This window comes from Marinomonas sp. 63XJN7_9_ISO-PGPR-S23-217, from assembly GCF_056173515.1.
In genome coordinates this window covers 1,268,163-1,294,744 of the sequence record NZ_CM149678.1, presented here as the reverse complement: position 1 = coordinate 1,294,744, position 26,582 = coordinate 1,268,163, and the positions used below count along the sequence as shown (strand labels likewise).

The 26,582-nt window shown below is 43.8% G+C and carries 30 protein-coding genes; 11 read left to right on the top strand and 19 right to left on the bottom strand.

Annotated features, from left to right (window positions below; genetic code table 11):
* Window positions 1-88: 88 nt before the first annotated feature.
* Window positions 89-298: a cold-shock protein gene (locus tag AC0VYI_RS06020; RefSeq protein ID WP_024024079.1), complete on the bottom strand. Its 210-nt coding sequence runs from the start codon at window positions 296-298 to the stop codon at window positions 89-91.
* Between the two features lie 402 nt (window positions 299-700).
* Here AC0VYI_RS06020 and AC0VYI_RS06015 point away from each other — a divergent pair, with 402 nt between their 5' ends.
* Complete coding sequence (locus AC0VYI_RS06015; RefSeq protein WP_475447971.1) at window positions 701-1,696, top strand: 2-hydroxyacid dehydrogenase; 996 nt, start codon at window positions 701-703, stop codon at window positions 1,694-1,696.
* A gap of 151 nt (window positions 1,697-1,847) precedes the next feature.
* On the top strand, window positions 1,848-2,726 hold the full coding sequence (locus tag AC0VYI_RS06010; RefSeq protein ID WP_475447969.1) for a LysR substrate-binding domain-containing protein: 879 nt from the start codon (window positions 1,848-1,850) through the stop codon (window positions 2,724-2,726).
* Between the two features lie 80 nt (window positions 2,727-2,806).
* Here AC0VYI_RS06010 and AC0VYI_RS06005 read toward each other — a convergent pair whose 3' ends face one another.
* On the bottom strand, window positions 2,807-3,199 hold the full coding sequence (locus AC0VYI_RS06005) for a GFA family protein (RefSeq protein WP_199476965.1): 393 nt from the start codon (window positions 3,197-3,199) through the stop codon (window positions 2,807-2,809).
* 215 nt (window positions 3,200-3,414) lie between these two features.
* On the opposite strand from AC0VYI_RS06005, the gene AC0VYI_RS06000 reads away from it, so the two are divergent.
* Together AC0VYI_RS06000 and gloA2 are read left to right on the top strand one after the other, a co-directional pair.
* Window positions 3,415-4,386 carry a LysR family transcriptional regulator gene (locus tag AC0VYI_RS06000; protein ID WP_199476964.1) on the top strand — a complete coding sequence of 324 codons (972 nt, stop codon included), beginning with the start codon at window positions 3,415-3,417 and terminating at the stop codon, window positions 4,384-4,386.
* A gap of 45 nt (window positions 4,387-4,431) precedes the next feature.
* Entirely contained in the window at window positions 4,432-4,821 is a 390-nt protein-coding gene (gene gloA2 / locus AC0VYI_RS05995; protein WP_475447967.1) for an SMU1112c/YaeR family gloxylase I-like metalloprotein, read from the top strand.
* A 129-nt stretch (window positions 4,822-4,950) separates the two neighbouring features.
* Here gloA2 and AC0VYI_RS05990 read toward each other — a convergent pair whose 3' ends face one another.
* Together AC0VYI_RS05990 and grxD are read right to left on the bottom strand one after the other, a co-directional pair.
* Complete coding sequence (locus tag AC0VYI_RS05990; RefSeq protein WP_475447965.1) at window positions 4,951-5,574, bottom strand: peroxiredoxin; 624 nt, start codon at window positions 5,572-5,574, stop codon at window positions 4,951-4,953.
* A gap of 75 nt (window positions 5,575-5,649) precedes the next feature.
* Window positions 5,650-5,991: a Grx4 family monothiol glutaredoxin gene (gene grxD / locus AC0VYI_RS05985; RefSeq protein ID WP_475447964.1), complete on the bottom strand. Its 342-nt coding sequence runs from the start codon at window positions 5,989-5,991 to the stop codon at window positions 5,650-5,652.
* Between the two features lie 223 nt (window positions 5,992-6,214).
* On the opposite strand from grxD, the gene argF reads away from it, so the two are divergent.
* The gene (gene argF / locus AC0VYI_RS05980) at window positions 6,215-7,120 is read left to right on the top strand and encodes an ornithine carbamoyltransferase (RefSeq protein WP_199476960.1); all 906 of its coding nucleotides are present in this window, start codon (window positions 6,215-6,217) and stop codon (window positions 7,118-7,120) included.
* A gap of 87 nt (window positions 7,121-7,207) precedes the next feature.
* Window positions 7,208-8,134 carry a LysR family transcriptional regulator gene (locus AC0VYI_RS05975; RefSeq protein WP_233407817.1) on the top strand — a complete coding sequence of 309 codons (927 nt, stop codon included), beginning with the start codon at window positions 7,208-7,210 and terminating at the stop codon, window positions 8,132-8,134.
* Window positions 8,135-8,175: 41 nt separating this feature from the next.
* On the opposite strand, the gene AC0VYI_RS05970 is transcribed toward AC0VYI_RS05975, so the two are convergent.
* The 6 genes from AC0VYI_RS05970 to AC0VYI_RS05945 all read right to left on the bottom strand — a co-directional run bounded on the left by AC0VYI_RS05970 (window position 8,176) and on the right by AC0VYI_RS05945 (window position 13,655).
* Window positions 8,176-9,696, bottom strand: coding sequence for an ATP-binding protein (locus AC0VYI_RS05970; protein WP_475447961.1), 1,521 nt, complete (start codon window positions 9,694-9,696; stop codon window positions 8,176-8,178).
* Between the two features lie 7 nt (window positions 9,697-9,703).
* Window positions 9,704-10,426 carry a response regulator gene (locus AC0VYI_RS05965; RefSeq protein WP_199476958.1) on the bottom strand — a complete coding sequence of 241 codons (723 nt, stop codon included), beginning with the start codon at window positions 10,424-10,426 and terminating at the stop codon, window positions 9,704-9,706.
* 44 nt (window positions 10,427-10,470) lie between these two features.
* Entirely contained in the window at window positions 10,471-10,929 is a 459-nt protein-coding gene (locus tag AC0VYI_RS05960) for a DUF1499 domain-containing protein (RefSeq protein WP_199476957.1), read from the bottom strand.
* A gap of 76 nt (window positions 10,930-11,005) precedes the next feature.
* Entirely contained in the window at window positions 11,006-11,899 is an 894-nt protein-coding gene (gene rluB / locus AC0VYI_RS05955) for a 23S rRNA pseudouridine(2605) synthase RluB (protein ID WP_475447958.1), read from the bottom strand.
* A 117-nt stretch (window positions 11,900-12,016) separates the two neighbouring features.
* Window positions 12,017-12,637: an L-threonylcarbamoyladenylate synthase gene (locus AC0VYI_RS05950; protein WP_199476955.1), complete on the bottom strand. Its 621-nt coding sequence runs from the start codon at window positions 12,635-12,637 to the stop codon at window positions 12,017-12,019.
* A 169-nt stretch (window positions 12,638-12,806) separates the two neighbouring features.
* Window positions 12,807-13,655 carry a PHP domain-containing protein gene (locus AC0VYI_RS05945; RefSeq protein WP_199476954.1) on the bottom strand — a complete coding sequence of 283 codons (849 nt, stop codon included), beginning with the start codon at window positions 13,653-13,655 and terminating at the stop codon, window positions 12,807-12,809.
* A 66-nt stretch (window positions 13,656-13,721) separates the two neighbouring features.
* Between AC0VYI_RS05945 and AC0VYI_RS05940 the strand changes: the two genes are divergently transcribed.
* Window positions 13,722-14,258 carry a septation protein A gene (locus AC0VYI_RS05940; protein WP_199476953.1) on the top strand — a complete coding sequence of 179 codons (537 nt, stop codon included), beginning with the start codon at window positions 13,722-13,724 and terminating at the stop codon, window positions 14,256-14,258.
* Window positions 14,259-14,260: 2 nt separating this feature from the next.
* A complete protein-coding gene (locus AC0VYI_RS05935) occupies window positions 14,261-14,563 on the top strand; it encodes a YciI family protein (RefSeq protein ID WP_199476952.1) in 303 nt (100 codons plus the stop codon).
* Window positions 14,564-14,660: 97 nt separating this feature from the next.
* On the opposite strand, the gene AC0VYI_RS05930 is transcribed toward AC0VYI_RS05935, so the two are convergent.
* Complete coding sequence (locus AC0VYI_RS05930) at window positions 14,661-14,948, bottom strand: Rdx family protein (RefSeq protein WP_199476951.1); 288 nt, start codon at window positions 14,946-14,948, stop codon at window positions 14,661-14,663.
* Window positions 14,949-15,064: 116 nt separating this feature from the next.
* Here AC0VYI_RS05930 and AC0VYI_RS05925 point away from each other — a divergent pair, with 116 nt between their 5' ends.
* Both AC0VYI_RS05925 and mnmC read left to right on the top strand, forming a co-directional pair.
* Window positions 15,065-15,619 carry a peptidylprolyl isomerase gene (locus tag AC0VYI_RS05925; protein WP_199476950.1) on the top strand — a complete coding sequence of 185 codons (555 nt, stop codon included), beginning with the start codon at window positions 15,065-15,067 and terminating at the stop codon, window positions 15,617-15,619.
* Window positions 15,609-17,612, top strand: coding sequence for a bifunctional tRNA (5-methylaminomethyl-2-thiouridine)(34)-methyltransferase MnmC2/FAD-dependent 5-carboxymethylaminomethyl-2-thiouridine(34) oxidoreductase MnmC1 (mnmC, locus tag AC0VYI_RS05920; RefSeq protein ID WP_475447955.1), 2,004 nt, complete (start codon window positions 15,609-15,611; stop codon window positions 17,610-17,612). The genes AC0VYI_RS05925 and mnmC overlap by 11 nt, the downstream gene beginning before the upstream one ends.
* A gap of 85 nt (window positions 17,613-17,697) precedes the next feature.
* On the opposite strand, the gene AC0VYI_RS05915 is transcribed toward mnmC, so the two are convergent.
* Window positions 17,698-18,027, bottom strand: a complete 330-nt coding sequence (locus tag AC0VYI_RS05915; RefSeq protein WP_199476948.1) for a hypothetical protein — start codon at window positions 18,025-18,027, stop codon at window positions 17,698-17,700.
* A 116-nt stretch (window positions 18,028-18,143) separates the two neighbouring features.
* Here AC0VYI_RS05915 and cysE point away from each other — a divergent pair, with 116 nt between their 5' ends.
* Window positions 18,144-18,965: a serine O-acetyltransferase gene (gene cysE / locus AC0VYI_RS05910; RefSeq protein ID WP_199477018.1), complete on the top strand. Its 822-nt coding sequence runs from the start codon at window positions 18,144-18,146 to the stop codon at window positions 18,963-18,965.
* 27 nt (window positions 18,966-18,992) lie between these two features.
* Here cysE and AC0VYI_RS05905 read toward each other — a convergent pair whose 3' ends face one another.
* From AC0VYI_RS05905 to AC0VYI_RS05875, 7 genes are all read right to left on the bottom strand, one after another.
* Window positions 18,993-19,229, bottom strand: coding sequence for a YheU family protein (locus AC0VYI_RS05905; protein ID WP_475447952.1), 237 nt, complete (start codon window positions 19,227-19,229; stop codon window positions 18,993-18,995).
* Window positions 19,230-21,320, bottom strand: coding sequence for an NAD-dependent DNA ligase LigA (ligA, locus tag AC0VYI_RS05900; RefSeq protein WP_475447950.1), 2,091 nt, complete (start codon window positions 21,318-21,320; stop codon window positions 19,230-19,232).
* Between the two features lie 78 nt (window positions 21,321-21,398).
* Complete coding sequence (gene zipA / locus AC0VYI_RS05895) at window positions 21,399-22,460, bottom strand: cell division protein ZipA (RefSeq protein ID WP_475447948.1); 1,062 nt, start codon at window positions 22,458-22,460, stop codon at window positions 21,399-21,401.
* A 64-nt stretch (window positions 22,461-22,524) separates the two neighbouring features.
* On the bottom strand, window positions 22,525-23,706 hold the full coding sequence (locus AC0VYI_RS05890; RefSeq protein ID WP_475447946.1) for a tetratricopeptide repeat protein: 1,182 nt from the start codon (window positions 23,704-23,706) through the stop codon (window positions 22,525-22,527).
* Window positions 23,703-24,134 (bottom strand): cytochrome c-type biogenesis protein, encoded by a 432-nt coding sequence (locus AC0VYI_RS05885; protein WP_475447944.1) that lies wholly within the window; start codon window positions 24,132-24,134, stop codon window positions 23,703-23,705. The genes AC0VYI_RS05890 and AC0VYI_RS05885 overlap by 4 nt, the downstream gene beginning before the upstream one ends.
* On the bottom strand, window positions 24,131-24,640 hold the full coding sequence (locus AC0VYI_RS05880) for a DsbE family thiol:disulfide interchange protein (RefSeq protein ID WP_475447942.1): 510 nt from the start codon (window positions 24,638-24,640) through the stop codon (window positions 24,131-24,133). Before AC0VYI_RS05880 ends, AC0VYI_RS05885 begins: the two co-directional genes overlap by 4 nt.
* Window positions 24,633-26,579: a heme lyase CcmF/NrfE family subunit gene (locus AC0VYI_RS05875; RefSeq protein WP_475447939.1), complete on the bottom strand. Its 1,947-nt coding sequence runs from the start codon at window positions 26,577-26,579 to the stop codon at window positions 24,633-24,635. Before AC0VYI_RS05875 ends, AC0VYI_RS05880 begins: the two co-directional genes overlap by 8 nt.
* Window positions 26,580-26,582: the final 3 nt, after the last annotated feature.

The window sequence follows — 26,582 nt, the reverse complement described above, 5'->3', positions numbered from 1 at the left end:
CACTCATTTCATCAAGCACAAAAACAAAAAAAGCGACACAAGGTCGCTTTTTTGAGTTTTTTTGCTGAGAGACCTCAGCAACGCTTCCTTATAAAGGAGTAACGTTTTGAGCTTCTGGGCCTTTTTTGCCTTGAGCTACTTGGAATTCAACTTTTTGGCCTTCAGCCAAAGTTTTGAAGCCAGAAGTATTGATTGCAGAGAAATGAACAAATACATCTGGACCTGAATCCTGAGTGATGAAACCGAAACCTTTAGTTTCGTTGAAGAACTTTACTGTACCAGTTACTACGTCAGACATGTCTTTTTATCCTGTAGGTAAGTTAATTTATCCGCTAGCGATGATGCTAGCTCTGTTGTGCTAAAAAAACTCGGTATTACTTATGACTTAACAGGATCGAACATACATGACGTAATATTCGCAACTCTGGACATAAATATTGCCAACTCTTTTAAACGAATTTGATTGTAGACCTGTAACAGCGACTAGGTCAATCATGTTTTCAACAATTTTTTTCAAATAAGGAGACTTCATAATTATTTTGAGATAAATCAACAGACTAGCAAATCGAAACTCGCAAAAAATATATTTTATCTCTAGGCTTAGCGGATAAAGTTCCCGACTTAGACAATAAAATACATATACATCTTTCGCTAGACTGAACATTTTGACTTAATCGGATGATTTAATTGGACGGATATAATGAAAATTGCCATTTTTTCCTGTAAACCTTATGACAAACGCACACTTGAACATTTTTCTCAGACCTCAAAAGAACTTGAATTTAGTTTTTTTGAAAGCCGGCTTAGCCAAGAAACGATGACACTGGCAAGTGGTTTTGACGCCATTTGTTGCTTCGTCAATGATGATGTAAACAACACTGTTATTCGCTACTTAGCCAAACAAGGTATCACCGCCATTGCATTGCGCTGCGCAGGATTCAACAATGTCGATTTATCTGCTGCAAAAGCCTCTAGTATTAAGGTTTATCATGTACCAGACTATAGCCCGACTTCCGTTGCTGAACACGCACTGGCTTTAATCATGACTCTAACTCGTAAAACCCACATAGCCTACCAAAGAGTCAAAGCAGGCAATTTTGCGTTAGAAGGACTATTAGGTTTTAACTTACAAAGCAAAACAATAGGCTGTATCGGTACAGGCCGTATTGGGCAAGCGTTTTGCCGCATTATGAAAGGCTTTGGGTGCAATGTGCTGTGTTACGACGTATCTCCGAATGAAGCACTAATTGACTTAGGTTGCCATTATACCGACTTGGAAACACTTTATAAAAAAAGCGACATAATCAGCCTACATTGCCCATTGAACGCCTCAACCCATCATTTAATCAACAGGAAAAGTCTCAGTAAAATGAAAGACGGCGTGATGCTCATTAACACAAGCCGTGGCGCTTTAGTTAACGCCCAAGAAGCCATCGATGCTTTATACTCTGGAAAAATTGGCTACTTAGGCATGGACGTTTACGAACAAGAAAACAAAATATTTTTTGAAGACATGTCAACACACATCATACAGGATAGCGTGTTTCAGTTAATGCTCACTTTCCCAAATGTTGTTGTGACAGGTCATCAAGGCTTTTTCACTCAAGAAGCCCTAGATCATATCGCCATAACCACTATAGATAACTTGAACAAACATAGAAAAGGTGAAGTATGTCAGAGATTATTGAACCCATAATCTTGACCAACCGCACAGAACTCTAACCATACGAACACAGCATTGAAAGGACGCCATATACTTATAGCCAGTATACTTTGCTATAAAAATAAACGACGGTAACGACAAAAACTACTACTCAAACAAAAGTCATTGCCGTTACAATAGACCAATGAGAATAACACTTAGACAATTACAAATATTTGAGGCCGTGGTTCACACAGGCTCCGTCACAGCCGCAGCCGAAATGGTCTCTATTAGCCAACCGGCAGCTAGCCAAGCGTTACGAGAATTAGAGGCACTACTAGGACGTCCTCTTTTTCGCCGCCATGGCAAAAGGTTGCAAATTACTCCTCAAGCAAGACTCCTTCTACCTCAAGCGCGTTCAGTTCTAAGTCAAATTGAACAAATCGAAAGCATGGGCACTGATGATGAGCTAAGCGGCTCACTTCATCTCGCCTCAAGTGTCAGTGTTGGAAATTATCTGTTGCCAGAGCAGATGGCCTCATTTAGACAAAAGTACCCTAACATTCGCTTCAACTTAGACATAGGCAATACTCAACATGTGATTCAACAATTACTCACAGGCAAGGCCGAAGTCGGCTTTATCGAAGGGTATTGTCAGCATGCAGAGTTAACAACACAAATCTGGCGACGGGATGAACTGGTTGTTTTTGGTTCATCACAGGAGGAACGACCAGAAGACTTATCTTGGGGAGACCTTCAAGAAGCAGACTGGGTGATGCGAGAAGTAGGATCAGGTACACGCAATATTCTTGAGCAGGCCATAGGCAAATCAACGACTCAACTTAATGTTGTCTTATCACTCGCTCATATGGAAGCCGTTAAGCAAGCAGTCATTCATAAAATGGGATTAGGCTGCCTGTCACGCATGGCTATCTCTCAAGAACTCAACTCTGGCCTTATTCGCCTGTATAATACACCTCTTGAGCTGAATCGTAATTTATTGATTGTTATTCCCAAGAATACAACCCTCACCAAAAACGCTCAGGGCTTTGTGGATCAATGCTACGAAATGGTGTCGACTTAGTCCTCTTACCTAAATGAGCATCCCCAACTTTCTCATTTTTAAATGGGGCTTATTATCAGACAACTACAGCTATGGTGATACTACTTTAGCTCATCGTATTGCGGTAAATCATCATGAATGCCATACCATTGAGGCTTACTCTTAACGAATAAGTGGTATTCAGGTGCAATATTCGGCTCTTCATCCAACACCCCTAAAGAAATTTCCATGTGGTTTGGAAAGTCTTTATGGTAGTAATAAATAGGGCTGCCGCAGTCTTTACAAAAACCTCGACGTCCGCGCTCGGATGACTCATAACGACGAATTCGCTTCTTACTGTTTCCCCAGTCAATATCTTCTTTTAAACACGAACCATAAGCGGCTCCGACTCCGCCATGGGTTTTACGGCATTGCGAACAATGACAAATATTAGCACTAATAAAGGGGGAGTTAATTGTAAACTCAACAGAACCACATAAGCAGGATGCTTTCATTTTTACCCCATGGTAGACACAGACAATTAAAGGAAAGGATAGACAATTATGAGACGGCACTCCGTTCAAGCGCTCCAATTATGCCAGCCATTGACCTAAGCAACAATTCCTCAGCAGATTTATTCATACTATCTCGTCTAATTTGTTGTACTTTATGAACAAGCTAATACAATGGATTCACTAAATAGATGTAAACAGCGATAACTATCATAGCGATGAATATAAATAAAATAGACTTAAATCTGCTCATTTACCTCGATGTATTACTCAGAGAGTGCAACGTAACACGCTCGGCCAGTAAGTTAAACATTACACAACCCGCCATGAGCAATGGCTTAAAGCGTCTTAGAGATTTATTAGGTGATCCATTACTGGTTCGTACCAGCGAAGGCATGAAACCGACTGAAAAAGCGTTACGCTTACAGCCCATTGTTCGCAAAGTACTGCTAGAACTGGAAGAAGCGTTACAACCTGAAGCCGATTTCAACGAATCAACCAGTACTCGTGTGTTTCGAATTATGGCCAGTGACTATGCCGCCTCAACCGTCATTCCTCGTTTGCTGAATCGTCTTAGAGAAAAAGCCCCTGGCATTACATTGGACATTATGACCCCAAGCGATGTGACATTCCATGACGTGGAAGCAGGAAAAATAGATATGGCAATCAACCGTTTTGAAGAGTTGCCACAATCCTTTCACGAAAAAAGCATTTGGATGGACGACTTTGTCTGTATGATGAGTGCCTATAATCCGGTCATTGAAAACTTTAACTTGGAAAGCTACCTTCAATCACAGCATATTTGGGTCAGTAAAACAGGATTTGGCATAGGTGTGGGTATGGACCCAACCGACGTGCAAAAACTGGGATGGGTCGATGAAGCCCTCCAGAAACAGAACAGAAAGCGCAGTATACGTGTTTTCACACGCAGCTACCACACAGCCATGCATCTTGCCCTTGAACAGGATCTGATTGCCACCTTACCAAGAAAAGTGGCTCTTATTCAACTTAACAACCCAGACCTAGCAATTATGGAACCGCCTTTTCCCATTGCACCAATTGAATTGAAGATGATTTGGAGTCCCCTACTGCACCACGATGCCAGCCACATTTGGTTTAGACGACAAGTCATCGAATTAGCAGAAGAACTCAAGAGTCAAGGCAACAAGACACTCTCACAAAAACGCTAAGCAATTTTAGCAATACAGCATCCATTGTAGTACACAGGCATTAGCATGTTTCAGATATCCCATATTCACCATGTTGCCATTATTTGCTCAAATTATATGGTCTCAAAACACTTCTATAATCAAATACTTGGCTTCCCTATCATCAAAGAAACCTATCGAGCTGAACGACAATCTTATAAGTTAGATTTAAAAATCAGTGAACACGAACAAATTGAACTTTTTTCTTTTCCCTATCCACCAAGACGTCCTTCGCAGCCAGAAGCTCAAGGATTAAGACATTTGGCCTTTGCTGTCACAGATTTGGAGCAGTGCATTACACATCTACAAGCACATAATATTCCAGTCGAAAACATCCGCATAGACGAACTAACAGGCAAACGTTTCACCTTTTTTGCTGACCCAGACAATCTGCCACTAGAGCTTTATGAGCAATAAACGACGTTTCAAACCAAAAACGCCTGCTCACAGAAATGAGCAGGCGTAATTTGCTTTCTTATATTCAACCAAATCGATTCAATATAAAAGTCTAAAACAGCGATCTAGAAGCCACTTATGGCTTTATAATTAGAGATTTTTGCTGCTTTCAGATAGGTAAGAAGCCACACCTTCTGGTGTATTAACCATACCTTTGTCACCTTTATTCCAGCCAGCTGGGCAAACCTGACCATTCTCCTCAAAGAATTGCAATGCATCGACAATACGAACCAACTCATCCATATTACGGCCAATAGGTTCATCGTTTACGATCTGAGAACGTACGATGCCTTTTTGGTCAATAACAAAAGACGCACGCATCGCCACACCAGCAGGATAGTAAGAATCTCCACCGTCAGACTCAATGCCATAGGCTTGAGCAATCGCATGGTTCATATCCCCTGCAAGTGTGTACTCAACAGGGCCAATTCCGCCTTCCTCTACTGGCGTATTACGCCAAGCATTATGCGTGAAGTGAGAGTCGATAGACACACCGATCACTTCTACACCCATCTCGCGGAATTTCTCCATACGATGAGACATAGCAATGATTTCAGATGGACATACGAAAGTGAAATCTAACGGATAGAAAAACACGATAGCGTATTTTCCCTTGATAGCCTCGGCTAGATTGAAAGAATCCACAATTTGGCCATCAGCTAATACCGCTGGTGCAGTAAAGTCAGGTGCCTTTTTACCAACTAGAATAGACATAGTATAGAATCCCCTTATATACCGTCATTTAACATCAATAAAATCAGCCCGCCTAAACAGTAGGCTGATGATCACTTACTCTTGCTCTTGTTCTTTCTCGTCGCCGACCGCTTCTTTGATCAAGGTCTGCAACTCACCTGTGGAAGCCATTTCTACGATAATGTCACATCCACCTACAAGCTCACCTTTTACCCATAACTGCGGAAAAGTCGGCCAATTCGCATATTTAGGCAACTCCGCACGGATATCAGGGTTTTCCAAAATATTTACAAATGCAAAACGCTCACCACACGACATTAACGCCTGAACAGCCTGAGAAGAAAATCCACACTGTGGCGCACGAGGATTTCCCTTCATGTACAGCAGAACATTGTTATTCTCAATTTGCTCTTTGATGGTGTCGATTGTTGTACTCATAATAGTGCCCTCACTAAATTCTGCTAGCTTACAATAAATACTCTCTATTCATTGTAAGAATCAAATAACTTGCTCCAGTTTATTGGGTCTATGTGTCTGTTTACAACCCCATACCCAACCTTTCCTTTGTTGTTTTCTGTGTCAATTATCCTTTACTCACCTACCTGAGTATATTAAATTGGCCGATTCCCCCTTTTAAAAAATCAGTACTAAGGAGTTTCACGTGTCGCCAAGACATTTTCTTACTCTCAAAGATTTATCTTCTGAGGAGTTAAAACAGTTGCTATCTCGAGCCACAGAGCTTAAGAAAATCCATCGCGAAGGCACACTATACGAACCATTAAAAAATCGTGTGTTAGGCATGATTTTTGAAAAATCCTCAACCCGAACGAGAGTCTCCTTTGAATCTGGCATGGCGCAGTTTGGTGGGCACGCACTCTTTTTATCTTCAAGAGACACTCAACTGGGCCGGGGTGAACCGATTGAAGACAGTGCTCGTGTTATTTCCAGCATGGTCGATGCCGTCATGATTCGAACATTTGAACACAGTATCGTAGAAACCTTTGCCCAATATTCTTCGGTTCCAGTCATCAATGCGTTGACTGATGATTATCACCCCTGCCAATTACTGGCCGACATGCAAACCTATCAAGAGCATCGCGGCTCCATCGAAGGAAAAAAAGTGGTTTGGGTTGGCGATGGCAACAATATGTGTAATTCATACATAAATGCGTCAGCATTATTAAACTTCACGCTAGTCATTGCTTGTCCTAAAGGCTATGAGCCGACCCCATCACTTGTTGAAGAAAACAAAGATCGCGTCACCGTCGTTCACAGTGCAATAGACGCAGCAAAAGATGCCGACTTAATTGTGACAGATGTCTTTGCTTCAATGGGTCAAGAAGATGAACAAGAAAAGCGTTTAAAAGACTTTGAAGGCTTTCAAGTAAATAGAGCTTTAATGGCACAAGCCCATCACGATGCCTTGTTCATGCACTGCTTACCAGCTCACCGAGGAGAAGAAGTAAGTGCAGATATCATGGACGATCCTGACTCCGTCGTCTGGGATGAAGCTGAAAATCGCCTTCACGCGCAAAAGGCACTACTTGAATTTTTGCTGTGCCAATAAGACAATGAACCAAACCCGTGATTAGGCTTTTTCACGGGTTTTTTTCTATTATAAATACTGAATAACTCTCACTTACAGTGAATTATTATGAGCATTATTGAAGTTAGGCACTTAAAAACACTGACCGCACTGCGAGAAACTGGCAGTTTAGTCGAGGCAGCGGAGCGCGTCCATTTGACCCAATCTGCTCTCTCTCATCAATTAAAAGACCTAGAAGAAAAACTGGGCTGTGCACTTTTTATTCGTAAAACCAAGCCAGTTCGTTTCACCAGCGCAGGGCTGCGTTTATTGCAACTCGCGGATGATGTTTTATTAGCTTTTCGCTCGGCACAACGGGATATACAACGCTTTGCTGAAGGAGAAAGTGGCCGTTTACATATCGCCATCGAATGCCATAGCTGCTATGAATGGCTCATGCCCACCATTGATCACTTCCGTGAACATTGGCCAGATGTGGAACTTGATTTATCCACCGCCTTTAGCTTTATGCCATTACCTGCATTGGCTCGCGGTGATCTTGACCTTGTTGTCACATCAGACCCTCAAGAGCTGCCAAATATAGATTACATCCCTCTCTTTCAATACGAGTCCCAAGTTGCCTTATCACGGCACCACCCTTTAGCGAAAAAAGAATTTCTAGTACCTGAAGACTTCATCAAAGAAACTTTAATCACCTATCCCGTTGAGTCTGATCGTTTGGATATTTTTAAGCACTTTTTAAATCCTGCTGGCATCTCCCCAGCAAAAATTCGTCACAGTGAATTAACATTAATGATGATGCAACTGGTGGCCAGTGGCAGAGGTGTTTGCTGCTTACCGAACTGGGCACTAACAGAATACACAAATCGTCAATACGTCATCACTAAGTCACTTGGTGAAGAAGGTGTCTGGTGTAAGTTGTATTTGGCCATTAGACGAGATCAACGCCAAAACGCTTACATGGAAGATTTAATCACAACGGCCAGTAAAACCTGCTTCAAAAACCTAAAAGGCATTCTGTCACCAGAGCTTTAAGATATCTAATATAAATCTAGTTATAACGAAGGACTGTAGTATCATGAAAGGGATTTCTGATGCTGACTTTTCGACCAGATCAAACTGAATTTTGCACCACCATATTGGCTTTCATCAACTAATACCGCACCGCCGTGCCAAAAAGCAATACGCTGCACAATAGCTAAACCTAACCCATAGCCCCCTGATGCGCGTGTTCGACTATTATCTAAACGTTGAAATGGAATAAAGACCTTATCTCTATCCTCCAAAGGTATTCCAGGACCATCATCTTCAATGTCTATTTGCCAGCGGTCATTATCTGAAGAGAAAGCAATACAGATTTGGCTTGTGGCGTATTTCGCCGCATTCAGGATTAAGTTCTGTAGCGCCCTATGCAAGTGATGGGCATCGGCAATGACCTCATCATCACTGGTAATACTAACGTTAACCGTCAAATGCTGTAATAAAGGATCATTATGGCGAATAATGCCTTCAACTAGCTCCCGAATACCTGTTGAAGAAAAGTTCAGCGCAAGAGAGCCTTCTTCTAATTTTCCATAAGTTAACACTTCATCCACTAAAGTGTTAAGCTCCTCAACATCATCCTCTAATGCCGTAATGGTATCAACAGCTGAGCCATCTACTTCATCTTTCACTACCTCAAGACCAAATCGAAGTCGCGCTATCGGCGTCCTAAGCTCATGGGAGATAGCATTAATCATTTCTCTTTGAACCTTAAGCAGCCGTTGAATATGAGATGACATTGAGTCAAAAGAGTAGGCCAATTCTTTTAAGGTACCACTGCTATCCGGAATGCCTTTTGGCAAACCAATTTGACCCCGAGCAATTTGACGAGTGATGTTTTCAAAGGTTTTACGCTTTAAATCCAGCAACACCAGCTCACGCCAGATAAGCCCTATCATGACAGCAATACCAACCGCGACAATCGCCACAATCGCCACTGATAAAGACAGCATTTTTTCAGGTAACAATGAAAGATAATGAAGGTGATCAGAATTAGTCCCGCGCCATAAAAAGCCATATTCATTATGGATACCATGCACCAGTGAAATACCAGTAATACCGGATAAATCAACATATTTAGAGCTAGGGTATGAAGTAATCGAGATGCAAGACATGCTTTTGATTAACGCAATTTTCTCTTCATGGGGAAGAGAGGAATACAAAAGGTCTTTCAGAAGTCTTTCAAATTGATAGACATTACCTTTCTCACTAGTGGCAATACCGGTTATTTCAGGGGAATTTTTAGGGCCAAAAGAAACCTTATAATCCCCATTCGACAACTGCACCCAATGTCTCTGGGGGATAAGCGACACAACCTCCGCCGCAGTTAAGATCTTCTTCGGCTTCTGCCAATCAAATTTAGATTCTGGTAGGGATGTCTTCACACCAGTAGCTAGCAATGCCACACTTAGCTCAGCGTCAAGACACAACAATTGTTCTATACGAGCATTGTCAAAGCGAGACTTAGTAAAGTCTACTGCTACATAGCAGCAGACTAGTATAATCAGACACCCAATAAACAGGTGCAGATATAAGCGCTTAATCTCCTCGCGCATAAAACGCTTAGACCTCTTTTACAAAAAGATAGCCTTTACTGCGAATCGTTTTGATTCTGCGAGGATGAATAGGGTCATCACCGATTTTAGAACGAATACGAGAAATGCGCACATCCACAGAGCGGTCTTGCCCATCGTATTCTATGCCACGTAACTCTCCGAAGATCTCTTCACGACTTAAAATCCGCCCAGCACTGCTTGCTAACAACCACAACAGATCAAATTCAGCACTGGTCAACTCAACCTCTTCGCCCGATAACCAAGCTTCGCGACGAGAGTTGTCCACTACAAGAGGCCCAAAGGTTAGCGTCTGTTCTTTTTTATCGGACGCTTCAGACGTCAGGTCAACATCTTGCGTACTGCGGCGTAACAGGGATTGAATCCGTGCCAACAAAACACGGGGTTTAGCAGGCTTAGACACATAATCGTCCGCACCAATTTCAAGCCCTAAAATTTGGTCAACATCGTCACTGCGAGCCGTCAGCATCAAAATAGGCCCTTTATAGTCATTACGTACACTGCGACATACCGTAAAGCCATCGGCCCCAGGCAGCATCAAATCCAGCACCACCAACGAGGGCTGCTCCTCAACAATGCGTGAAATCGCCGCACGTCCATCTGCTTCAATATCAACAGAAAAACCGTTCTTTTCCAAATACTCTTTGGTTAAAGAGGCCAGTCTTTCGTCATCTTCTACAATTAAAATTGTTTGATTATCATCCACACTCATTTGCCGTCCTCATCCTTATACTTAATACTTCGTTGTTGCTGATATTATTGTTTAGCAAGAAACTCTCTGAGTTGTTCAATGCGCTTACGATTGACTCCCATATCAGAATAACCAACCCGTGAGGCCGAACGTACTTCAATTATTTTTTTAGACTCAGGTAAGTAAAACTCAACATCATCAATATAGCCAATTAGAGCGCTTTTTACCTCAAGATGCACATAGCCAAGGCGACTCGTAACAATGTCCGCATTACCTTTTTTCAAAAAGTATGACTCAATGGCCAATTGCACATCTTTACGATTCCCTGTGTAAGGTATGGAATCAGTGTAGTGGACTTTATCTGTTTTTTCAGCCTGACTGGACACACAATTCGGAGAAGTTGGGCAGGATTTAAACAGTCCGGCCGTCATACCTAAATCATCAGGCATTCGGTTATTTAACTTCACATAGACAAAGAAGCCTATCACCAAAGCAACGATGATTACTGCCATCCAACGAAACATGTTCTACTACTCCTAACTCACTTATTTACGCTAAGCCCGGTTTGCAATCATCAAAGAGTCGTTAATCAAACATCTTTTAACGAAAAGATCGCTTACCCGGTTTTTTGGGCTTGAATTCTGGCTTATCACTGCTTTGCCAATCAAACCCTTTCGGGCGACGAGCCCCACCCGCTGTCGTCTTACTTTGCTGACGTTTGACTTCTTGTTTCTGCTGCTGTGTTTTTGGCTTACTCGTGACTTGGATATCAACCATGGCACACAAGGCATTGACCTCTGCGTCATCCATTTCCACCCAGCGGCCCATTTTCGCTTTTGATGGCAAGAAAACCGGACCAAAACGAACTCGCTTCAAGCGGTTCACTTTCACCCCTTGAGACTCCCACAAACGACGGACTTCACGATTACGACCTTCCATTAAGCACACATAAAACCAGCGGTTAATGCCTTCACCACCACCATCAACAATGTCGGTAAACTTAGCAATGCCGTCGTCTAACGTCACTCCTTTTTTCAGTGCTGCAATGTTTTCTTCAGAAACATCGCCCATCACTCGCACCAAATACTCTCGATCAATTTCAGTCGATGGATGCATCAAGCGGTTCGCTAACTCACCATCGGTGGTAAACAAAAGAAGACCAGATGTGTTGATATCCAAACGGCCAACAGCAATCCAGCGCTCGCCACGTAACTTAGGAAGTTTATCAAATACCGTGGGGCGGCCTTCTGGATCTTTGCGGGTACAAACTTCACCTTCTGGCTTGTTATAGATGATGACACGGCGCCCTTCCCCGGCTTCCGTCACTTTAACTGGATAGCCATCCAGCTCGATAACATCAGTCAAACTGACGCGATCCCCTAATGTTGCTACCGCACCATTAACTAGAACCCGCCCTTCACGAATACGGTTTTCCATTTCTCGACGCGAACCTTGGCCCGCTCTCGCTAATACTTTTTGTAATTTCTCGTCCATTACGAACCTCTTAGAGGGAATGCTTCTCAGCAACCCATTATATAAAACGGTATAACACAAATATGGGCAGCATTATAATCGTACATGGCATCGCATAACAGCGCCCTACCACACAATTTACTCAAATACGGACGGATCACCGGCGCCAACACGCACTACTTCAATCTGCTCCGAGTCCATCGCTACCACGGTAGTCGGTAATAAGCCACAAAAGCCGCCATCAATCACCAAATCCAACGCATGCTCTAAGCTGTCTCGTATATCATAAGGATCCGTTAACGGCTCGTTTTCACCCGGCAAAATCAACGACACACTCATGATGGGCTCGCCTAGTTCTGCCAATAAGGCAGACACTATTCGGCTATCTGGTACACGGATACCAATGGTTTTCCGTTTAGGATGAAGCAACCGCCTTGGCACCTCAGAAGTAGCAGGAAAGATAAACGTATAAGGACCTGGGGTATTGTTTTTCAATAACCGATACAAGTGATTATCAAAGCGTGCATAGGTGGAAATCTCTGATAAATCACTGCACACTAAGGTAAAATTATGCTTATCGTCGAGACGTCGAATGGCTCGAATACGATCCAATGCCGACTTATCGCCCAACTGGCATCCAAGCGAATAACCACAATCTGTTGGGTAAGCAATAACGCCACCACTGCGAATCACCTGAACGGCCTGCTTGATCAAGCGCGCCTGAGGGTTTTCTGGATGTATTTGAAAAAATTGACTCACTGCTTACTCCATCATTCGGCTAATCTTTGACATTTTCGGAGCCATAAATTATTACTGCACCTTAGAGCCAAAACAGTGGCTCCAAAAGATCAATAAAAATGCTCTCACATCAATTACATACTAGACTATAACGCGTCGAAAACCCAATAGATCTGCTCTTATCGATTCATCACCAATATTGATGAACCAAATCTATCCCCGACTCATTCACCTGGGTAAACTTTCCCACTTGTGTCCAAGGGCCAAACGGCCCGTGGAAATCGCTCCCCATCGATGCTTCAAGAGCGTATTCTTGAGACAAACGTTCCAATAGACGAACACTATCTGGCTTTTCATTGCCAGAGGCGACTTCCATGGCTGTCCCTCCCCATTTTTTAAAATCCGCTAACAAGTGTTTCAACTTGGTCACCGTCAACGGGTATCGTCTGGGGTGCGCTAGAATCAACGCCATATTTTGCTCTTTCAACTGCGTTAATACACTTTCCAAATCAAGCCAAACATCACGCAACTGCCCCAACCGTTTATTCCCTAGATATCGATCAAAGGCTTTATTAGCGTCTTTGACCAAACCTTTTTCAACCATCAAGGAGGCAAAGTGGGGGCGACCAAGTTGGCTAATTCCTGCCAACTCAACAGCTTCATCAAATAAATCCGGCAAGCCTTGTTTTACCAATAAATCCGCGATGCGACGCGCCCGCTGCAGGCGTATCGTTTGATTAGACTGAACAATCGCTAATAACGCCGAATTATCTGGTTCAAAATTCAGAGCAACCATATGCAATGGAATCCCCTTCCACTGGGTAGACAGTTCGACACCATTAATAAAACTCAACTGTTGCTGCTCTGCCCGTTGTCTGGCTTCTGGCAATCCATCTAATGTATCATGGTCAGTCAAGGCAAATAAGGATACCCCTTGCTCAACAGCTAGATCCACCAGCTCTGTGGGTGACAAACGCCCATCGGAACAAATAGAGTGTGTATGAAGATCAACTTTACGATAGCTCGCGGCTTCTGTCATAGATAGACTGTTCTTTAATGATAATGATGGTTATTATAAGTCCAGCATACATAAATTGGTTTTTATATGAAATTACTATTCGACTTTCTTCCTATCGTAGTGTTCTTTGTTGTCTACAAAATAACTGGGAATATTATTTTAGCCACCGCCATCTTGATCCCAGCGAGCATACTGCAAGTTGGCTACAACTGGTTCCGCCATAAAACAGTAGAAAAAATGCACTTGGTTTCTTTAGCTCTGGTGATTCTGCTGGGTGGTGCCACTGTACTGTTTAAAAACAGTGAATTTATCAAGTGGAAGCCCACTATTGTGAATTGGTTGTTTGCCCTAGCCTTTTTAGGCAGTCAGTTCATTGGTGATAAAAATATCATCCAACGTATTATGGGCGATAAAATTGACCTTCCTTTCAAAGTCTGGCGCACCTTAAACCTCGCATGGGTTGGCTTTTTCATCCTATCTGGTGCGGTGAATATTTATGTGGCCTTCTCATTCAGTGAGGATATCTGGGTTGATTTTAAATTATTTGGCCTACTCGGTATGACAGTGGTCTTTATTATCTTACAAGGCATCTACCTTTCTTCTCATATGCAAAATAAGGAATAACCATGCTCTACTCCATTATTAGCGACGACGTCGAAAACAGCTTACCGGCACGTCAGCAAGCTCGCCCTGCTCATTTAGAGCGCTTGCAAGTATTACAAAATGCAGGACGTCTCGTTCTAGCTGGCCCCAGTCCAGCCATCGATTCCGATAATCCAGGTGACGCAGGCTTTACAGGAAGTGTGGTGGTAGCAGAATTCCCCAGCCTAGAAGAAGCGCAAAAATGGGCCGATGCAGACCCTTATGTCGCCGCTGGCGTGTATCAGCGTGTCGTGGTAAAACCATTTAAACAGGTTTTTCCTAACTAGGCACTGCTTGCTTACTTGCCATGCTTTGCAACAAAAAACGCGCTTAGCGTCCACATAAGAACATAAGCGCGTTTTTTGGTTGGCGTATTATAGCGCCTTAACTTGAGGTTTTTACATCTGAATGCCCCAAGTTCCGCTCTGGATCAATCACATCTCGCATTCTCTGTTTTAGCACTTTCGCTTCCGGAAACCCGCCTTCCGATTTACGACACCAAATTTCTTCACCATTCACCCGTACTTTGAAGATACCACCCTGCGAAGGAATCAGTGTGACGCTTTTAATGTCATCGTCAAATGTGGTCAATAGCTCCTGAGATAGCCAGGCTGCCCGCAACATCCAACGGCATAAGGTACAATATTCAATTTCAACAATGGCTGTTCGCATGCCATTTCTCCTGTAAAATACCCATTTTGAAACATACTGACAGTTTGACCAAACCGCTTGGCGTACGGTTATGCTCCCCATATTATGGGATTATTCACCATTTAAGGAAAACCACAATGCGCAAGACTCTCATCACAGGGCTTATTTTGACCAGCCTCTGTTTATTACAAGCCAATGCAACGGAAGTCGACATACAAACCAATAAGGGAACCATTCGGGTCGACCTTAATGATAAAGCCGCCCCTAAAACCGTCAAAAACTTCCTCAATTATGTTGATCAAGGCTTTTACAACGGCACCATTTTTCATCGTGTTATTCCAGGGTTTATGATTCAAGGTGGTGGATTCACAAAAGATCTAAAACAAAAAGCCACCCACGCTCCCATTGACTATGAAGGGGATAATGGCTTGCCGAATAACCGAGGAACCATTGCCATGGCTCGCACACAAGATCCAAACAGTGCCACCTCTCAGTTTTTCATCAACCTAAAAGATAATGACTTTTTGAACGATGGTGCGAGTGGTGGTCCTGGCTACACCGTATTTGGTCACGTTATTTCAGGTATGGCGGTCGTTGACGATATTGCTAACGTCCCCACAAAATCCGTAGGCCCGTACCGTAATGTACCAACCTCACCTGTCATTATTAAGAGCATCAAACGTGTTAACTAGCTACCGATTAGCACCGCCTACACTGACTTGGGGGGAAGATGGCGCCCCTCACTCAAACCAGTTTGATGATGTGTACTTTGATAAAGAAGCAGGATTAGAAGAAACCCGTTATGTCTTTTTGCAACACAATCATTTATCTGAACGTTGGAAAAACTTAACCACTCCTTCTTTTGCCATTGCTGAAACAGGCTTTGGTACCGGATTAAATTTTCTATGTGCGTGGCAGGCTTTTATTGAACAGGCTCCTGTGGATACGACACTGCATTTTATCTCAGTTGAAAAGTTCCCGCTCTCCAGGGAACAACTTATCAATGCCTTAAAAATGTGGCCTTCTCTTGCAAATCAGAGCCAAGAGCTGATCAAACATTACCCGCAATTAAGTCATGGTTTTCACCGTATTGAATTGGCTCAGGGGCGCATTCAGCTAACTCTTTGGTTTGGCGAAGCGCAAGACGGCTTATCGGAACTTAATGCCGACATCGATGCCTGGTTTTTGGATGGCTTCGCGCCGAGTAAAAACCCTGACATGTGGTCTCCCTCTTTATTCAAGCACATTAATCGTTTAAGCCATCAAGGCACTACTTTTGCGACCTTCACGGCGGCGGGCATTGTTCGCCGTGGCCTACAAGACGTTGGCTTTGAGGTACGCAAAGTCAAAGGCTTTGGTCATAAAAGAGAAATGGCAGTGGGAGAACTTAATCAATCAACCGCTTCGTTCCCAGAGCGCATGGTGCAAGGGCAAGCCTGGTTTAATGTTCGGTCAAACCATCCGCATGCTCATAAAGCATCTAAACATGTTTTAGTGGTAGGCTCTGGCTTAGCAGGGGCAACCACCGCCGCGTCACTGGCTGATCAAGGCATCAAAGTCACAGTATGGGAGCAAGGCAGAGAAATTGCTTGTCAAGCATCAGGTAACCCACAAGGCATGCTTTACCCTAAACTCAGTTCGCAAGACACCACTATCAATCGCTTTTATTTAGCCGCTTACCTGTTTGCTGCTCGGCTTTATTCGACCCTTGATGAAAATAAGGTGTTTTGGGATCAATGTGGTTTGATCCAACGACCAAACAATGAAAAAGAGCGTGCCCGATTCGCAACGATGTTAGCCAGCGAGCTTTACCCTGACACGGTTATGCAAGCTAAACAGGATGAAAAAGACAGCCTCTTTCTTCCTTTATCTGGCTGGGTTGTGCCTACTCGTCTGTGTGAAACACTGCTTAGCCATAAAAACATAGAGGTTCAATTAAATACGCAGCTTGTATCTCTCAACAAAGCGGAACATCCTTCGCTACCTTGGCAAGCGAGTCATCAAACGGGGACACACGCTTTTTCCGATATTGTCTTCTGCACCGCCAACGACACAAATCGTATTGATTATTTACCGAATACACCTGCTTACCCTATTCGCGGCCAAGTCTCTTACTTGCCATTAGAAGCGGCTCAAGCCGCCTGTGAAGACCAAAACGAGTTACACACGCCCTATGTTATTTGCCAAGAAGGGTATGTTTCTCCCGCTCTTGGAGATACCTTTCATTTTGGGGCAACTTATGACCTAAAAGATCAAGATGAAAACGTCCGAGAAGAAGGCCATGCTAGAAACCTAAGAATGCTGGAAACCCTCCTAAAGCTCAAAGCGAATACTCTAAAGGTGAAAGATTGTGGTGGTCGGGTGTCCTTTCGTTGCGCGATTCCAGACTACACGCCGATGGTTGGGCCTGTCTTTAACCCTGAGATAATCGAATCTCATTACGCAACATTGAGCAAAAATGCCAAATGGAAAAGCGATAAGGTGGCGCAGATGAACAATGGATTATTTCTAAACATTGGCCATGGCTCCCGTGGCCTAGTGTCCACACCTCTTAGTGCCTGCTATTTAACCAGTTTAATTACCGGTGAGGCCGCACCAATTGAGCAAAGAATTATCAATCGATTGCACCCTAGTCGATTCATCGTGAGAGATCTGAAACGTCAAGAGGCTGTCCAAAACAAGTAAACTAACGAGAGCACTTTACCCGAGGTAATAGGCAAAGTGCTCTATGTTTTACCTCTTACTGGTTTGCCTTACTCTTTAAACATTATTAACGCTCAAACAAGGTGCAAGCACTTGGAATTAACTCAATAAAACGATTGCGGGTTTGTGGACGTAATACGCATCGATTCAAATCTGGTAACAACCCTTTTAACTGATCACTTAATTGCAACACGCCCAAATTAATGGATTCATAAGGATAAATATGATCTTGCATACTTAATTTATGCAATTCGTCCAGCTCATCTTGTAGGATCATTTTCATCGCAAAAAAACGATCCTTCTGATTAATATCGTTGGTTTCCCAATAAGCATCTGCAAACGTAGAGTTTAACTCGTAAAAGATATGCAGTGCATCGGCAACGGTTTTTGTAGTCATACTATCTCCATAAATCATTGGCAATCTTCGCCTTGGCCCTTGTTTTGTTTCGTCCTAACCCATAACCTATATTCTAGCCTCGAATCAACATAGGTAAATAGCTCTTGAGTAACACTATGTACAATGCCGTGACATCTGGCAACTTATGGTCGTCTTTACAAGCAGAAGCGGAGAAGCTTTCGCTCGATGAGCCCATCCTTGCCAGCTATTTTAATACCACTATCTTACGACACGATGGTTTAAGCTCAGCATTGAGCTTTTTGTTAGCCAGCAAGCTCGACAGCATTTCTATTCCTGCAATGGTTCTTCGAGAAGTATTTGAAGAAGCCATGGGAGATTCGCAATCTGGCATTGTTCCGTGTATTGAGCAAGATATTATATCAATAAAAGAACGCGATGCCGCCTGTGATTGCCTCACCACGCCTTTACTTTTCTTTAAAGGTTTTCACGCTTTACAAACCTATCGCGTGGCAAACTGGCTGTGGAAGCAAAATAGAAAAAGCTTAGCGCTGTATTTACAAGGCCAAATGTCCATGGTCTTTGGCGTAGATATTCACCCAGCCGCCACCATTGGTTGCGGTATCATGTTAGACCATGCAACGGGTTTGGTAGTCGGTGAAACCTGTGTCATTGAAGATAACGTCTCCATACTGCAATCCGTTACATTGGGAGGAACAGGGAAAGAGCACGGCGACCGCCACCCGAAAATTCGCTCTGGCGTGTTAATTGGCGCAGGCGCCAAAATTTTAGGCAACATTGAGGTAGGTGAAGGCGCCAAAATCGGCGCAGGTAGCGTGGTGCTAGAACCAGTCGAGCCTTATACAACCGTCGCAGGCGTTCCCGCTAAAGTCGTTGGCCACAATACCGGAACGCAGCCTGCTAGGGACATGGACCACAACATCAACCATTGTGTTCGTGATCCTCAAGAATGCAATTAGCACAAAAACGTTCCTAACATTACGACTTCACGAGAAGTCGTAATGGCTTAGTGTGTCTTGCGGCACCATTTTAATGGTTTCGCTTTCTGTATCAAACAGCAACACGGCTTTACCGGATGTTAGCGCCCTGAGCGCTTGCTGACGTTTCTGATCGGCCGATAAATCATAGTCACCATAGTCCGTCCCTTCACGCGAAACAATATCGTCTAATATTGTTTCTAACGTGTCTTTTGCTAATGAGTCGTATGGAATCAAAGTATCCAATTAAAGTGCTCCATGTTCTTGCAATAATGCGATGACACCTGCTTCATCAATCACAGGCACATTGAGAGATTGGGCTTTGGTTAACTTTGAGCCAGCCTTCTCCCCCGCTACCAGACAATCTGTTTTCGAAGAGACTGAGCCACTCACTTTAGCCCCTAGGGATTGCAACTTGTCTTTCACTTGATCACGGGAAAACTGACTTAATGAGCCCGTTACCACATAGGTTTTTCCCTCCAAAGGACGTTCTGAGGAGGCTTCTATCACCTTAGTCTCCCATTCAATACCCACTGCTAACAAGCCTTTAATCGTTGTGACATTCTGCTCTTGCTCGAAAAAGAGTTGTACATGCTGCGCCACAATGGGCCCAACATCATCGACTTTTACCAGAGCCTCTTGATCTGCAGACATCAAAGCCTCCAATTCAACAAAATGCGTCGTTAAGGCACGTGCAGTAGCCTCACCCACTTCACGAATACCAAGTGCGTAGATAAAGCGATTAAATTGCGTTTTCTTAGACTTCTCAATAGCGGCCAATAAATTCTCTACTGACTTTTGCCCCATTCTTTCCATAGACAGTAACGTGTCTTTTTTCTCATGAAGGGTAAAAATATCGACTGGCGTTTTCAATAAGTTTTGTTCAACTAACTGTTCGATTAATTTATCGCCTAGGCCATCAATATCCATGGCTTTACGGGAGACAAAATGTTTGAGAGACTCTTTTAATTGCGCACCGCAGACCAATCCGCCCGTACAACGCACCACCGCTTCCCCTTCGACTTGCTCAACATCCGAGCCACAGACCGGACAATTGTCTGGAAACACAACGGCCTTGCTTTGCGATTCATCACGACGCTCGAATAGCACCTGTACTACTTGAGGAATGACATCTCCGGCTCGGCGAATTACCACATAATCGTTCACCTGAACACCAAGGCGTGCAATCTCATCCTTGTTATGGAGTGTCGCATTTGACACCGTCACCCCACCGACAAAGACAGGTTCAAGACGTGCCACTGGCGTGATGGCACCGGTACGACCCACCTGAAAATCCACGCCTAAAATGCGTGTAACTTCTTCTTGTGCTGGAAATTTTCTAGCAATCGCCCAACGCGGTGCTCGGGCAATAAACCCAAGCGTCTCTTGAAGAGAGATATCATCTACCTTATAGACAATGCCGTCGATGTCATAGGGTAAGGCAGGACGTTTGTCATTGAGCATTTGGTAATACTCAATGCAGCCTTGTGCCCCTGAGACGGTTTGCATCAGATCATTCACTCGAAACCCCCACTCCCCCAATTGCAGCAGGCCTTCGTAATGGCTAGCAGGTTGATCCCAGCCTTCCACATAACCGATAGAATAGGCACACATTACCAAGGGTCTAGAGGCTGTGATTTTCGGGTCTAACTGACGCAGACTGCCCGCCGCCGCATTGCGCGGGTTCACAAAGGTTTTCTCTCCCCGTTCGGCGGCTTGCTGATTCAGCTTTTCAAACCCCTCTTTGGTCATATAAATCTCACCTCGTACCTCAATAACAGGAGGAGGCGTCTCAGTACGCAGCCGCAATGGGACGGAATAAATGGTTTTGATGTTTGATGTAATATCTTCGCCTGACAAGCCATCACCACGGGTGACACCGCGAACGAGTTGACCATTTTCATAACGCAAACTAATCGCCAAACCATCTAACTTTGGTTCACAACAGTAGGTAACACTGGACTCATCAAATGCCAGTTGCTCATCGTCCTCTAAGGATTCGCGAATCAATTTACGAATGCGCTGGTCAAAATCACTTAATGATTCATCATCAAACGCATTGTCAAGAGACAACATGGGAACAGTATGGGCAATGTTGGCAAAACCACTGTCTGGCTTTTCTCCAACACGCTGAGTTGGCGAGTTGGATTGAACCCAGTCTGGGTGCTCTGCTTCAATGGCTTGTAACTGACGATAACAGCGGTCGTACTCAGCATCAGGTACCAATGGGTTATCTTTTACATGATAGGCATAACTGTAGTCATTCAACGTATTAATCAGATCAAGCATTTGCTCTTGGCTAATTTGATTAGATGGAGGAGTAGACTCTTTGCTCATAGAAAACACTCGATATAAAAACAGGAAAGAGATTAGAAACAATCAAGGCCCCTTAGGGCCTTGTAAAAACTTATGGGTTTATGATTTACGTCGTGTCAACCGACGCCTTTCAAAATCACGAATACGTTGTCGACAATGGGCAATCGTTTGTTCGCTCATCGGACTACGTCGTTCATCACGTAACTCACCACCAAGATTACGTACCAAGGCCTGCGCTGTTTCCAACATAAAATCAAAGGCCTTCATACTGTTCTTAGGTCCAGGCAAGCCCATAAAGAAACTCACACCTGGGCAATCGCTTTCTCCCATGGTATCAAGATCAAACGTACCAGGCTCAATGGCGTTGGCCATACTAAACTGTACACGACCACGATCAAAGCCTTCTTCATGTCGATGAAAAATATCCATTTCACCATAACGCATACCGCAATTAAGAACCAATTGAAGTAATTCAATGCCCGAAAAGGTTTCGCCTTCTGGGGCAAATACGTTAATAACGATGACTTCTTCAATCTCCGCCACATCATCACGGTTACCAGACGTATCATCGTCATCGAGACTCCGGCCCTGCAACGACGGCTGACCCATATCAATACTGGAATAGTTCCGCTCATAATCGTTGTCCTCCAGCTCATCAACGGCCTCTTCACGGTCTAGCAAACCATCGTCCTTTACCGTTACATCCAGATCATCATAGTACTCATCGTATTCCTCTTGCTGAGTATCGGTATCTGAGTAATCATGATGAGATCCCCCCGTCTGCCTATTATCCCGCTCAGGAACCAAACTGGCTAACTCATCTAAATGCATTTCATCGTCTCGGTCTAAAGCAGGGCCCGAATAGACTTTATGGGGTACATCTGCCAATGGTGAATTAACCGTTTTGCGGGCATTTTCAAACGCATTGGCAATTGGATCAGTCTGTGCTTTCTTACTTTTTGACGATGCCGGACGAGCTCCACCATTTGGCAGTTCACTTTTAATCACCGCCTCTTTAGCAAGATCATCAGGGTCGAGAAACTCCTCATCTTCTTGGCTAAAGGTTTGCCCTTTTTTATACCGACGAAAACCATCTATCAAAATGACGATGATGATTAAGACGCCTATTAAGATTAGCCACTCACGCAAGCTAAATTCCATTACATTTTCCGAATAAGATCAATAAAGTTGACTGTATTATCAAACGAAGCTCGATAGGATTCAATTACAAGCTGACTTTGATTGAATAAATCGACTCACTGTTTGAAGGCAAAGCCCTTCTTATACCAATTACGCGCCCTTTTGTCAGGTCAGATGAATGAATACTAGACAATTTTACGAAAACATCGACCTTTTTTGTACTTGCCAGCGTCTGCGTTGACATTAAATTATCCAGATTTGTTAGTACGATGGGGCTATTAAGCGCTTGTGGTGATATTTTACGGATAGCAATGGGGATCTTCTGACCTGGAATACAAGCGTACACCAATAAAATATCATCAGCATGCCACGTTACCTTACTCGGATCCCATTCCACTTTCATCGCAATGGCATTCGTGATCACAGGAGGGACGTCCTGGTAAGAAATATTGCCTTCCTCTCTCGCTTTCATAATCGCCGATAATAAGGTATTTCGCTCCGTAATATTATGATTATGACGAGCGGCATTTTGCCAGGCTATTACCGCCTTTTTGTAGTCTTTATTAGAAAAATAGGCGACTCCTTGAAGCCCAAGTGCTGTCGCTTGGTTGGGGTCAAGCGCTAACGCCTCGTGCACCACTTTTTCCATTTTTGACGAACTTTTATTGCCATTAGCGTAAAATATGGATTGAGCATAAGCCACTAAGACATTCACGCGATCAGGCGACTCTTCAGGCAAAAGCGCTAGCGTTTTCAAATAAGATGCCTCTGCTTTGGCGTACTCACCTTGTTTCATATAATTATTCGCTTCGTAGTACCAATCCGCAGGTCGATTATAGCGATGACTACGGTAAGACAAAAAGGCTTCTACTTGCTTAGGTGTAACGGTTTTCGCTTGCAACTGTTCGGTAAACACTACCTCTTTGGCATAACCTAAGTATTGATAAAGACATACACTGCCCAGTATCACAAACGACGCCACAGCAGTTAACACAAAACGAGAAAAACGCGGTTCCATGATATTAAAGGATCTATGCTGCTCCTGTGCACGTCTCGTTTCTGAGGCAAGATCTTCCAATAATTGAGTCGACTCCTCATGAGACAAGCGCCCCACCTCTTCTTCCACCTGTATCTCGTAACGTCGCACATTATCAAATGTGTTAGCACTTACTTCCGATCGCCGCGTTTGCTCTTTTTGAACACTCGTAAATAAATACGCAATACTGACGACCAACATAAACGCCATTACCAACCAGGCGGTCATCATATACTCTCTCCTTTGCGACGAAGTCGGTTCCTAATAATGACAACCGCAAAAATAACCAAACCGACTCCTAACAAAATAAAGGGACCATACCAGAGTGCAAAAGTCGCTGCATTGTGTTTGGGACGATACAGCACAAAATCGCCATATCGGGCGACCATGTAATCCACAATTTCCTTATCCGACTGACCGTTTTCAATCATGTCGTGAATTTTATGTCGAAGATCTTTCGCAATCCCCGATCCCGAATCGGCTATGTCTTGATTTTGGCATTTAGGACAACGTAACTCTTTCACTAACGCGTCATAACGCGTCTGATTAACAGGTGAGCTAAATGTCATCAACTCCTCTGCTTGCCCATAAGCAGTATAGGATAGGACCAGCCATACAATAAGTTTCATCAAACGACGAAAAATGACGGCGTCAATCATTGCATATACCCCTGAATGGTTTTCCAAGCCACATCATCTACCGCACCTTGATGTCGATATACAATGATCCCCTTACTATTGATAACAAAGGTTTCTGGTGCGCCCGTTACGCCCATATTGACGCCGAAATTCCCCAGTTCATCCAGCAACACCATTTTGTAGGGGTTGCCCTTATTACGTAACCATTGCTCCGCCCTGGCCTTGTCATCTTTGTAATCAATACCGATAATGGGTACTCCCTGTTTTTCCAGTCTCATCAAATAGGGATGCTCTATTGCACAAGTTGGACACCAAGTTCCCCAAAAATTGATTAAATAGGGCCCTTTTGGTAACTCCACATTAGTGACAACTTGATCGGTGTCGAGCGAGACCAAGTGGATCTTTGGCACAGGCTTACCAACCAAAGCAGAGGGCATGTATTCAGGATTTTTGCCAAGCTGAAGATAAAACACGATCCCTAGCGCGATAAACACGACGAGAGGAATAAAAAAAATAACCTTACGCATGACGTCCCTCTACTCGAGTTCGATAACGCTTATCTAAAGCCGACAACACACCACCACACATCATTAAAATGCCACCAAACCAAATCCAACGAACAAAGGCTTTAACATAAATACGCATGCTCCAAGCCTGATCATCAAGCTTTTCTCCCAAAGACACGTAGATATCTCGAGTCATCCCCGCATCGAGAGAGGCCTCCGTCATCACTTGACGACGCGCTTCGTAAAAGCGTTTTTCCGGTTTAAGTTGTGTCACCAACTTACCGTCCTGATAAACCGCAATATCAGCTTGATCCGCCACATAATTGGGTCCTTTTAGAGACTCAAATTGATTCAAAGTAAATTGATAACCTGCAAAGGATACCGTCTGTCCCGCCGCGATTTTTACTGTGGTTTCTTTACTGCAGGTACTGACCATCAAAATGCCGATCAAACTCACTACCAGCCCTAAATGGGCTAACATCATGCCATAGTAATTACGCGGTAGTTGTCGAGCTCTGGGAATGATCCCTTTCGACCCTGAGGAAACCTTTAAAAACCAATCTTTACACGTTAATAACACCACCCAAAACGCCACCGACAAACTCAGCCAAGCCATGCCACCTAAGTGATAAGCATAGCTAATAACACCAGCAAGCAAGATAGAGACAACGCCAGGCCACACACATAAACGCACTAATAAAGAAGGCTTGGTGTTATGCCATTTAGACAGAGGGCCAATTGCCATAAACACCATTAGTAATAAGGCAAGGGGCGAGAAGACAGTATTAAAATAAGGCGCCCCAACCGAGATACGCCCAAGATCAAGAGCCTCAAACAACAGGGGATAAAGCGTGCCTAACAATACCGTCAGAGTGAGTACTGTTAGAATAATATTATTCAACAGCAACCAAGCTTCTCGACCAGTTACCCCAAAAGCCACTCCCGCTTTTACTTGGGATGCTCGTAAAGCGTACAACAACAAGCTGCTGCCGATTAGCACAATCAACAGGGCAAGAATAAAAACGCCACGTGTTGGATCCGCCGCAAACGCATGCACAGAGGTTAATACACCAGAACGAACCAAAAAGGTGCCTAGCAAAGACAGGCTAAAAGTGAAAATGGCTAATAAGACCGTCCAACTTTTAAACACCCCGCGCTTTTCCGTCACGGCTAGAGAGTGAATCAACGCCGTGCCTGCCAACCAAGGCATAAGGGACGCATTTTCGACTGGATCCCAAAACCACCAGCCGCCCCAACCCAGTTCGTAATATGCCCACCAACTGCCTAGCGTAATCCCTAAGGTTAGAAATGCCCACGAGACGGCCGTCCAAGGACGTGCCCAGCGCGCCCATGACGAATTTAGGTTACCTGTAATTAACGCTGCAATCGCAAAGGCAAACGCCACTGAGAAGCCGACATAACCCATGTACAACATGGGCGGATGAATCACCAGCCCAACGTCTTGCAAAAGCGGATTTAAGTCCTCACCATTGGCTGGCACATTAGGCAAGTCACGAACAAAAGGCGATGATGTGAATAACATAAAAAGTAGAAAACCCGTTGCTACCATTCCCAACACACTCAGAACAATGGGCCCCACCTCTTTAGGTAAGGTATGACTTTTCAAGGCAACAGCGGTACTCCAACCACATAGAATCAGCACCCACAGCAACAAGGAGCCTTCATGACTACCCCAAATGGCACTGAATTTATACCAAATAGGCAGGTTATTATTGGAATTTAAACTCACATACAAAACAGAAAAATCATTGGTCAAGAATGCAATGGCCAAAACAATAAAGCTTACCAAGACAAAACAAGACATTAATAAGGTCAAAGGACGTGCCGTGGATAACAAAATAGGGTTATGGCGCCAATAGCCAATAATGGGCACAATTGCTAAACTGCCAGCGAAGAACAGAGAGAGTATAAGAGAAAAATTACCCACTTCAGGAAGCATAAA

What these genes read in the sequence shown, in the direction of transcription:
- AC0VYI_RS06015 (WP_475447971.1), top strand. Translation starts at nt 701, where the DNA reads ATGAAAATTGCCATTTTTTCCTGTAAACCTTATGACAAACGCACACTT.
- AC0VYI_RS06000 (WP_199476964.1), top strand. Translation starts at nt 3,415, where the DNA reads ATGAATATAAATAAAATAGACTTAAATCTGCTCATTTACCTCGATGTA.
- AC0VYI_RS06005 (WP_199476965.1), bottom strand. Translation starts at nt 3,199, where the DNA reads ATGAAAGCATCCTGCTTATGTGGTTCTGTTGAGTTTACAATTAACTCC.
- AC0VYI_RS05965 (WP_199476958.1), bottom strand. Translation starts at nt 10,426, where the DNA reads ATGAGTGTGGATGATAATCAAACAATTTTAATTGTAGAAGATGACGAA.
- AC0VYI_RS05875 (WP_475447939.1), bottom strand. Translation starts at nt 26,579, where the DNA reads ATGCTTCCTGAAGTGGGTAATTTTTCTCTTATACTCTCTCTGTTCTTC.
- AC0VYI_RS05945 (WP_199476954.1), bottom strand. Translation starts at nt 13,655, where the DNA reads ATGACAGAAGCCGCGAGCTATCGTAAAGTTGATCTTCATACACACTCT.
- AC0VYI_RS05960 (WP_199476957.1), bottom strand. Translation starts at nt 10,929, where the DNA reads ATGTTTCGTTGGATGGCAGTAATCATCGTTGCTTTGGTGATAGGCTTC.
- AC0VYI_RS05990 (WP_475447965.1), bottom strand. Translation starts at nt 5,574, where the DNA reads ATGTCTATTCTAGTTGGTAAAAAGGCACCTGACTTTACTGCACCAGCG.
- AC0VYI_RS06020 (WP_024024079.1), bottom strand. Translation starts at nt 298, where the DNA reads ATGTCTGACGTAGTAACTGGTACAGTAAAGTTCTTCAACGAAACTAAA.
- AC0VYI_RS05880 (WP_475447942.1), bottom strand. Translation starts at nt 24,640, where the DNA reads ATGCGTAAGGTTATTTTTTTTATTCCTCTCGTCGTGTTTATCGCGCTA.
- gloA2 (WP_475447967.1), top strand. Translation starts at nt 4,432, where the DNA reads ATGTTTCAGATATCCCATATTCACCATGTTGCCATTATTTGCTCAAAT.
- rluB (WP_475447958.1), bottom strand. Translation starts at nt 11,899, where the DNA reads ATGGACGAGAAATTACAAAAAGTATTAGCGAGAGCGGGCCAAGGTTCG.
- AC0VYI_RS05930 (WP_199476951.1), bottom strand. Translation starts at nt 14,948, where the DNA reads ATGCGAACAGCCATTGTTGAAATTGAATATTGTACCTTATGCCGTTGG.
- AC0VYI_RS05885 (WP_475447944.1), bottom strand. Translation starts at nt 24,134, where the DNA reads ATGATTGACGCCGTCATTTTTCGTCGTTTGATGAAACTTATTGTATGG.
- AC0VYI_RS05975 (WP_233407817.1), top strand. Translation starts at nt 7,208, where the DNA reads ATGAGCATTATTGAAGTTAGGCACTTAAAAACACTGACCGCACTGCGA.
- AC0VYI_RS06010 (WP_475447969.1), top strand. Translation starts at nt 1,848, where the DNA reads ATGAGAATAACACTTAGACAATTACAAATATTTGAGGCCGTGGTTCAC.
- AC0VYI_RS05940 (WP_199476953.1), top strand. Translation starts at nt 13,722, where the DNA reads ATGAAATTACTATTCGACTTTCTTCCTATCGTAGTGTTCTTTGTTGTC.
- AC0VYI_RS05915 (WP_199476948.1), bottom strand. Translation starts at nt 18,027, where the DNA reads ATGACTACAAAAACCGTTGCCGATGCACTGCATATCTTTTACGAGTTA.
- AC0VYI_RS05890 (WP_475447946.1), bottom strand. Translation starts at nt 23,706, where the DNA reads ATGATGACCGCCTGGTTGGTAATGGCGTTTATGTTGGTCGTCAGTATT.
- grxD (WP_475447964.1), bottom strand. Translation starts at nt 5,991, where the DNA reads ATGAGTACAACAATCGACACCATCAAAGAGCAAATTGAGAATAACAAT.
- zipA (WP_475447948.1), bottom strand. Translation starts at nt 22,460, where the DNA reads ATGGAATTTAGCTTGCGTGAGTGGCTAATCTTAATAGGCGTCTTAATC.
- AC0VYI_RS05935 (WP_199476952.1), top strand. Translation starts at nt 14,261, where the DNA reads ATGCTCTACTCCATTATTAGCGACGACGTCGAAAACAGCTTACCGGCA.
- cysE (WP_199477018.1), top strand. Translation starts at nt 18,144, where the DNA reads ATGTACAATGCCGTGACATCTGGCAACTTATGGTCGTCTTTACAAGCA.
- ligA (WP_475447950.1), bottom strand. Translation starts at nt 21,320, where the DNA reads ATGAGCAAAGAGTCTACTCCTCCATCTAATCAAATTAGCCAAGAGCAA.
- AC0VYI_RS05925 (WP_199476950.1), top strand. Translation starts at nt 15,065, where the DNA reads ATGCGCAAGACTCTCATCACAGGGCTTATTTTGACCAGCCTCTGTTTA.
- AC0VYI_RS05970 (WP_475447961.1), bottom strand. Translation starts at nt 9,696, where the DNA reads ATGCGCGAGGAGATTAAGCGCTTATATCTGCACCTGTTTATTGGGTGT.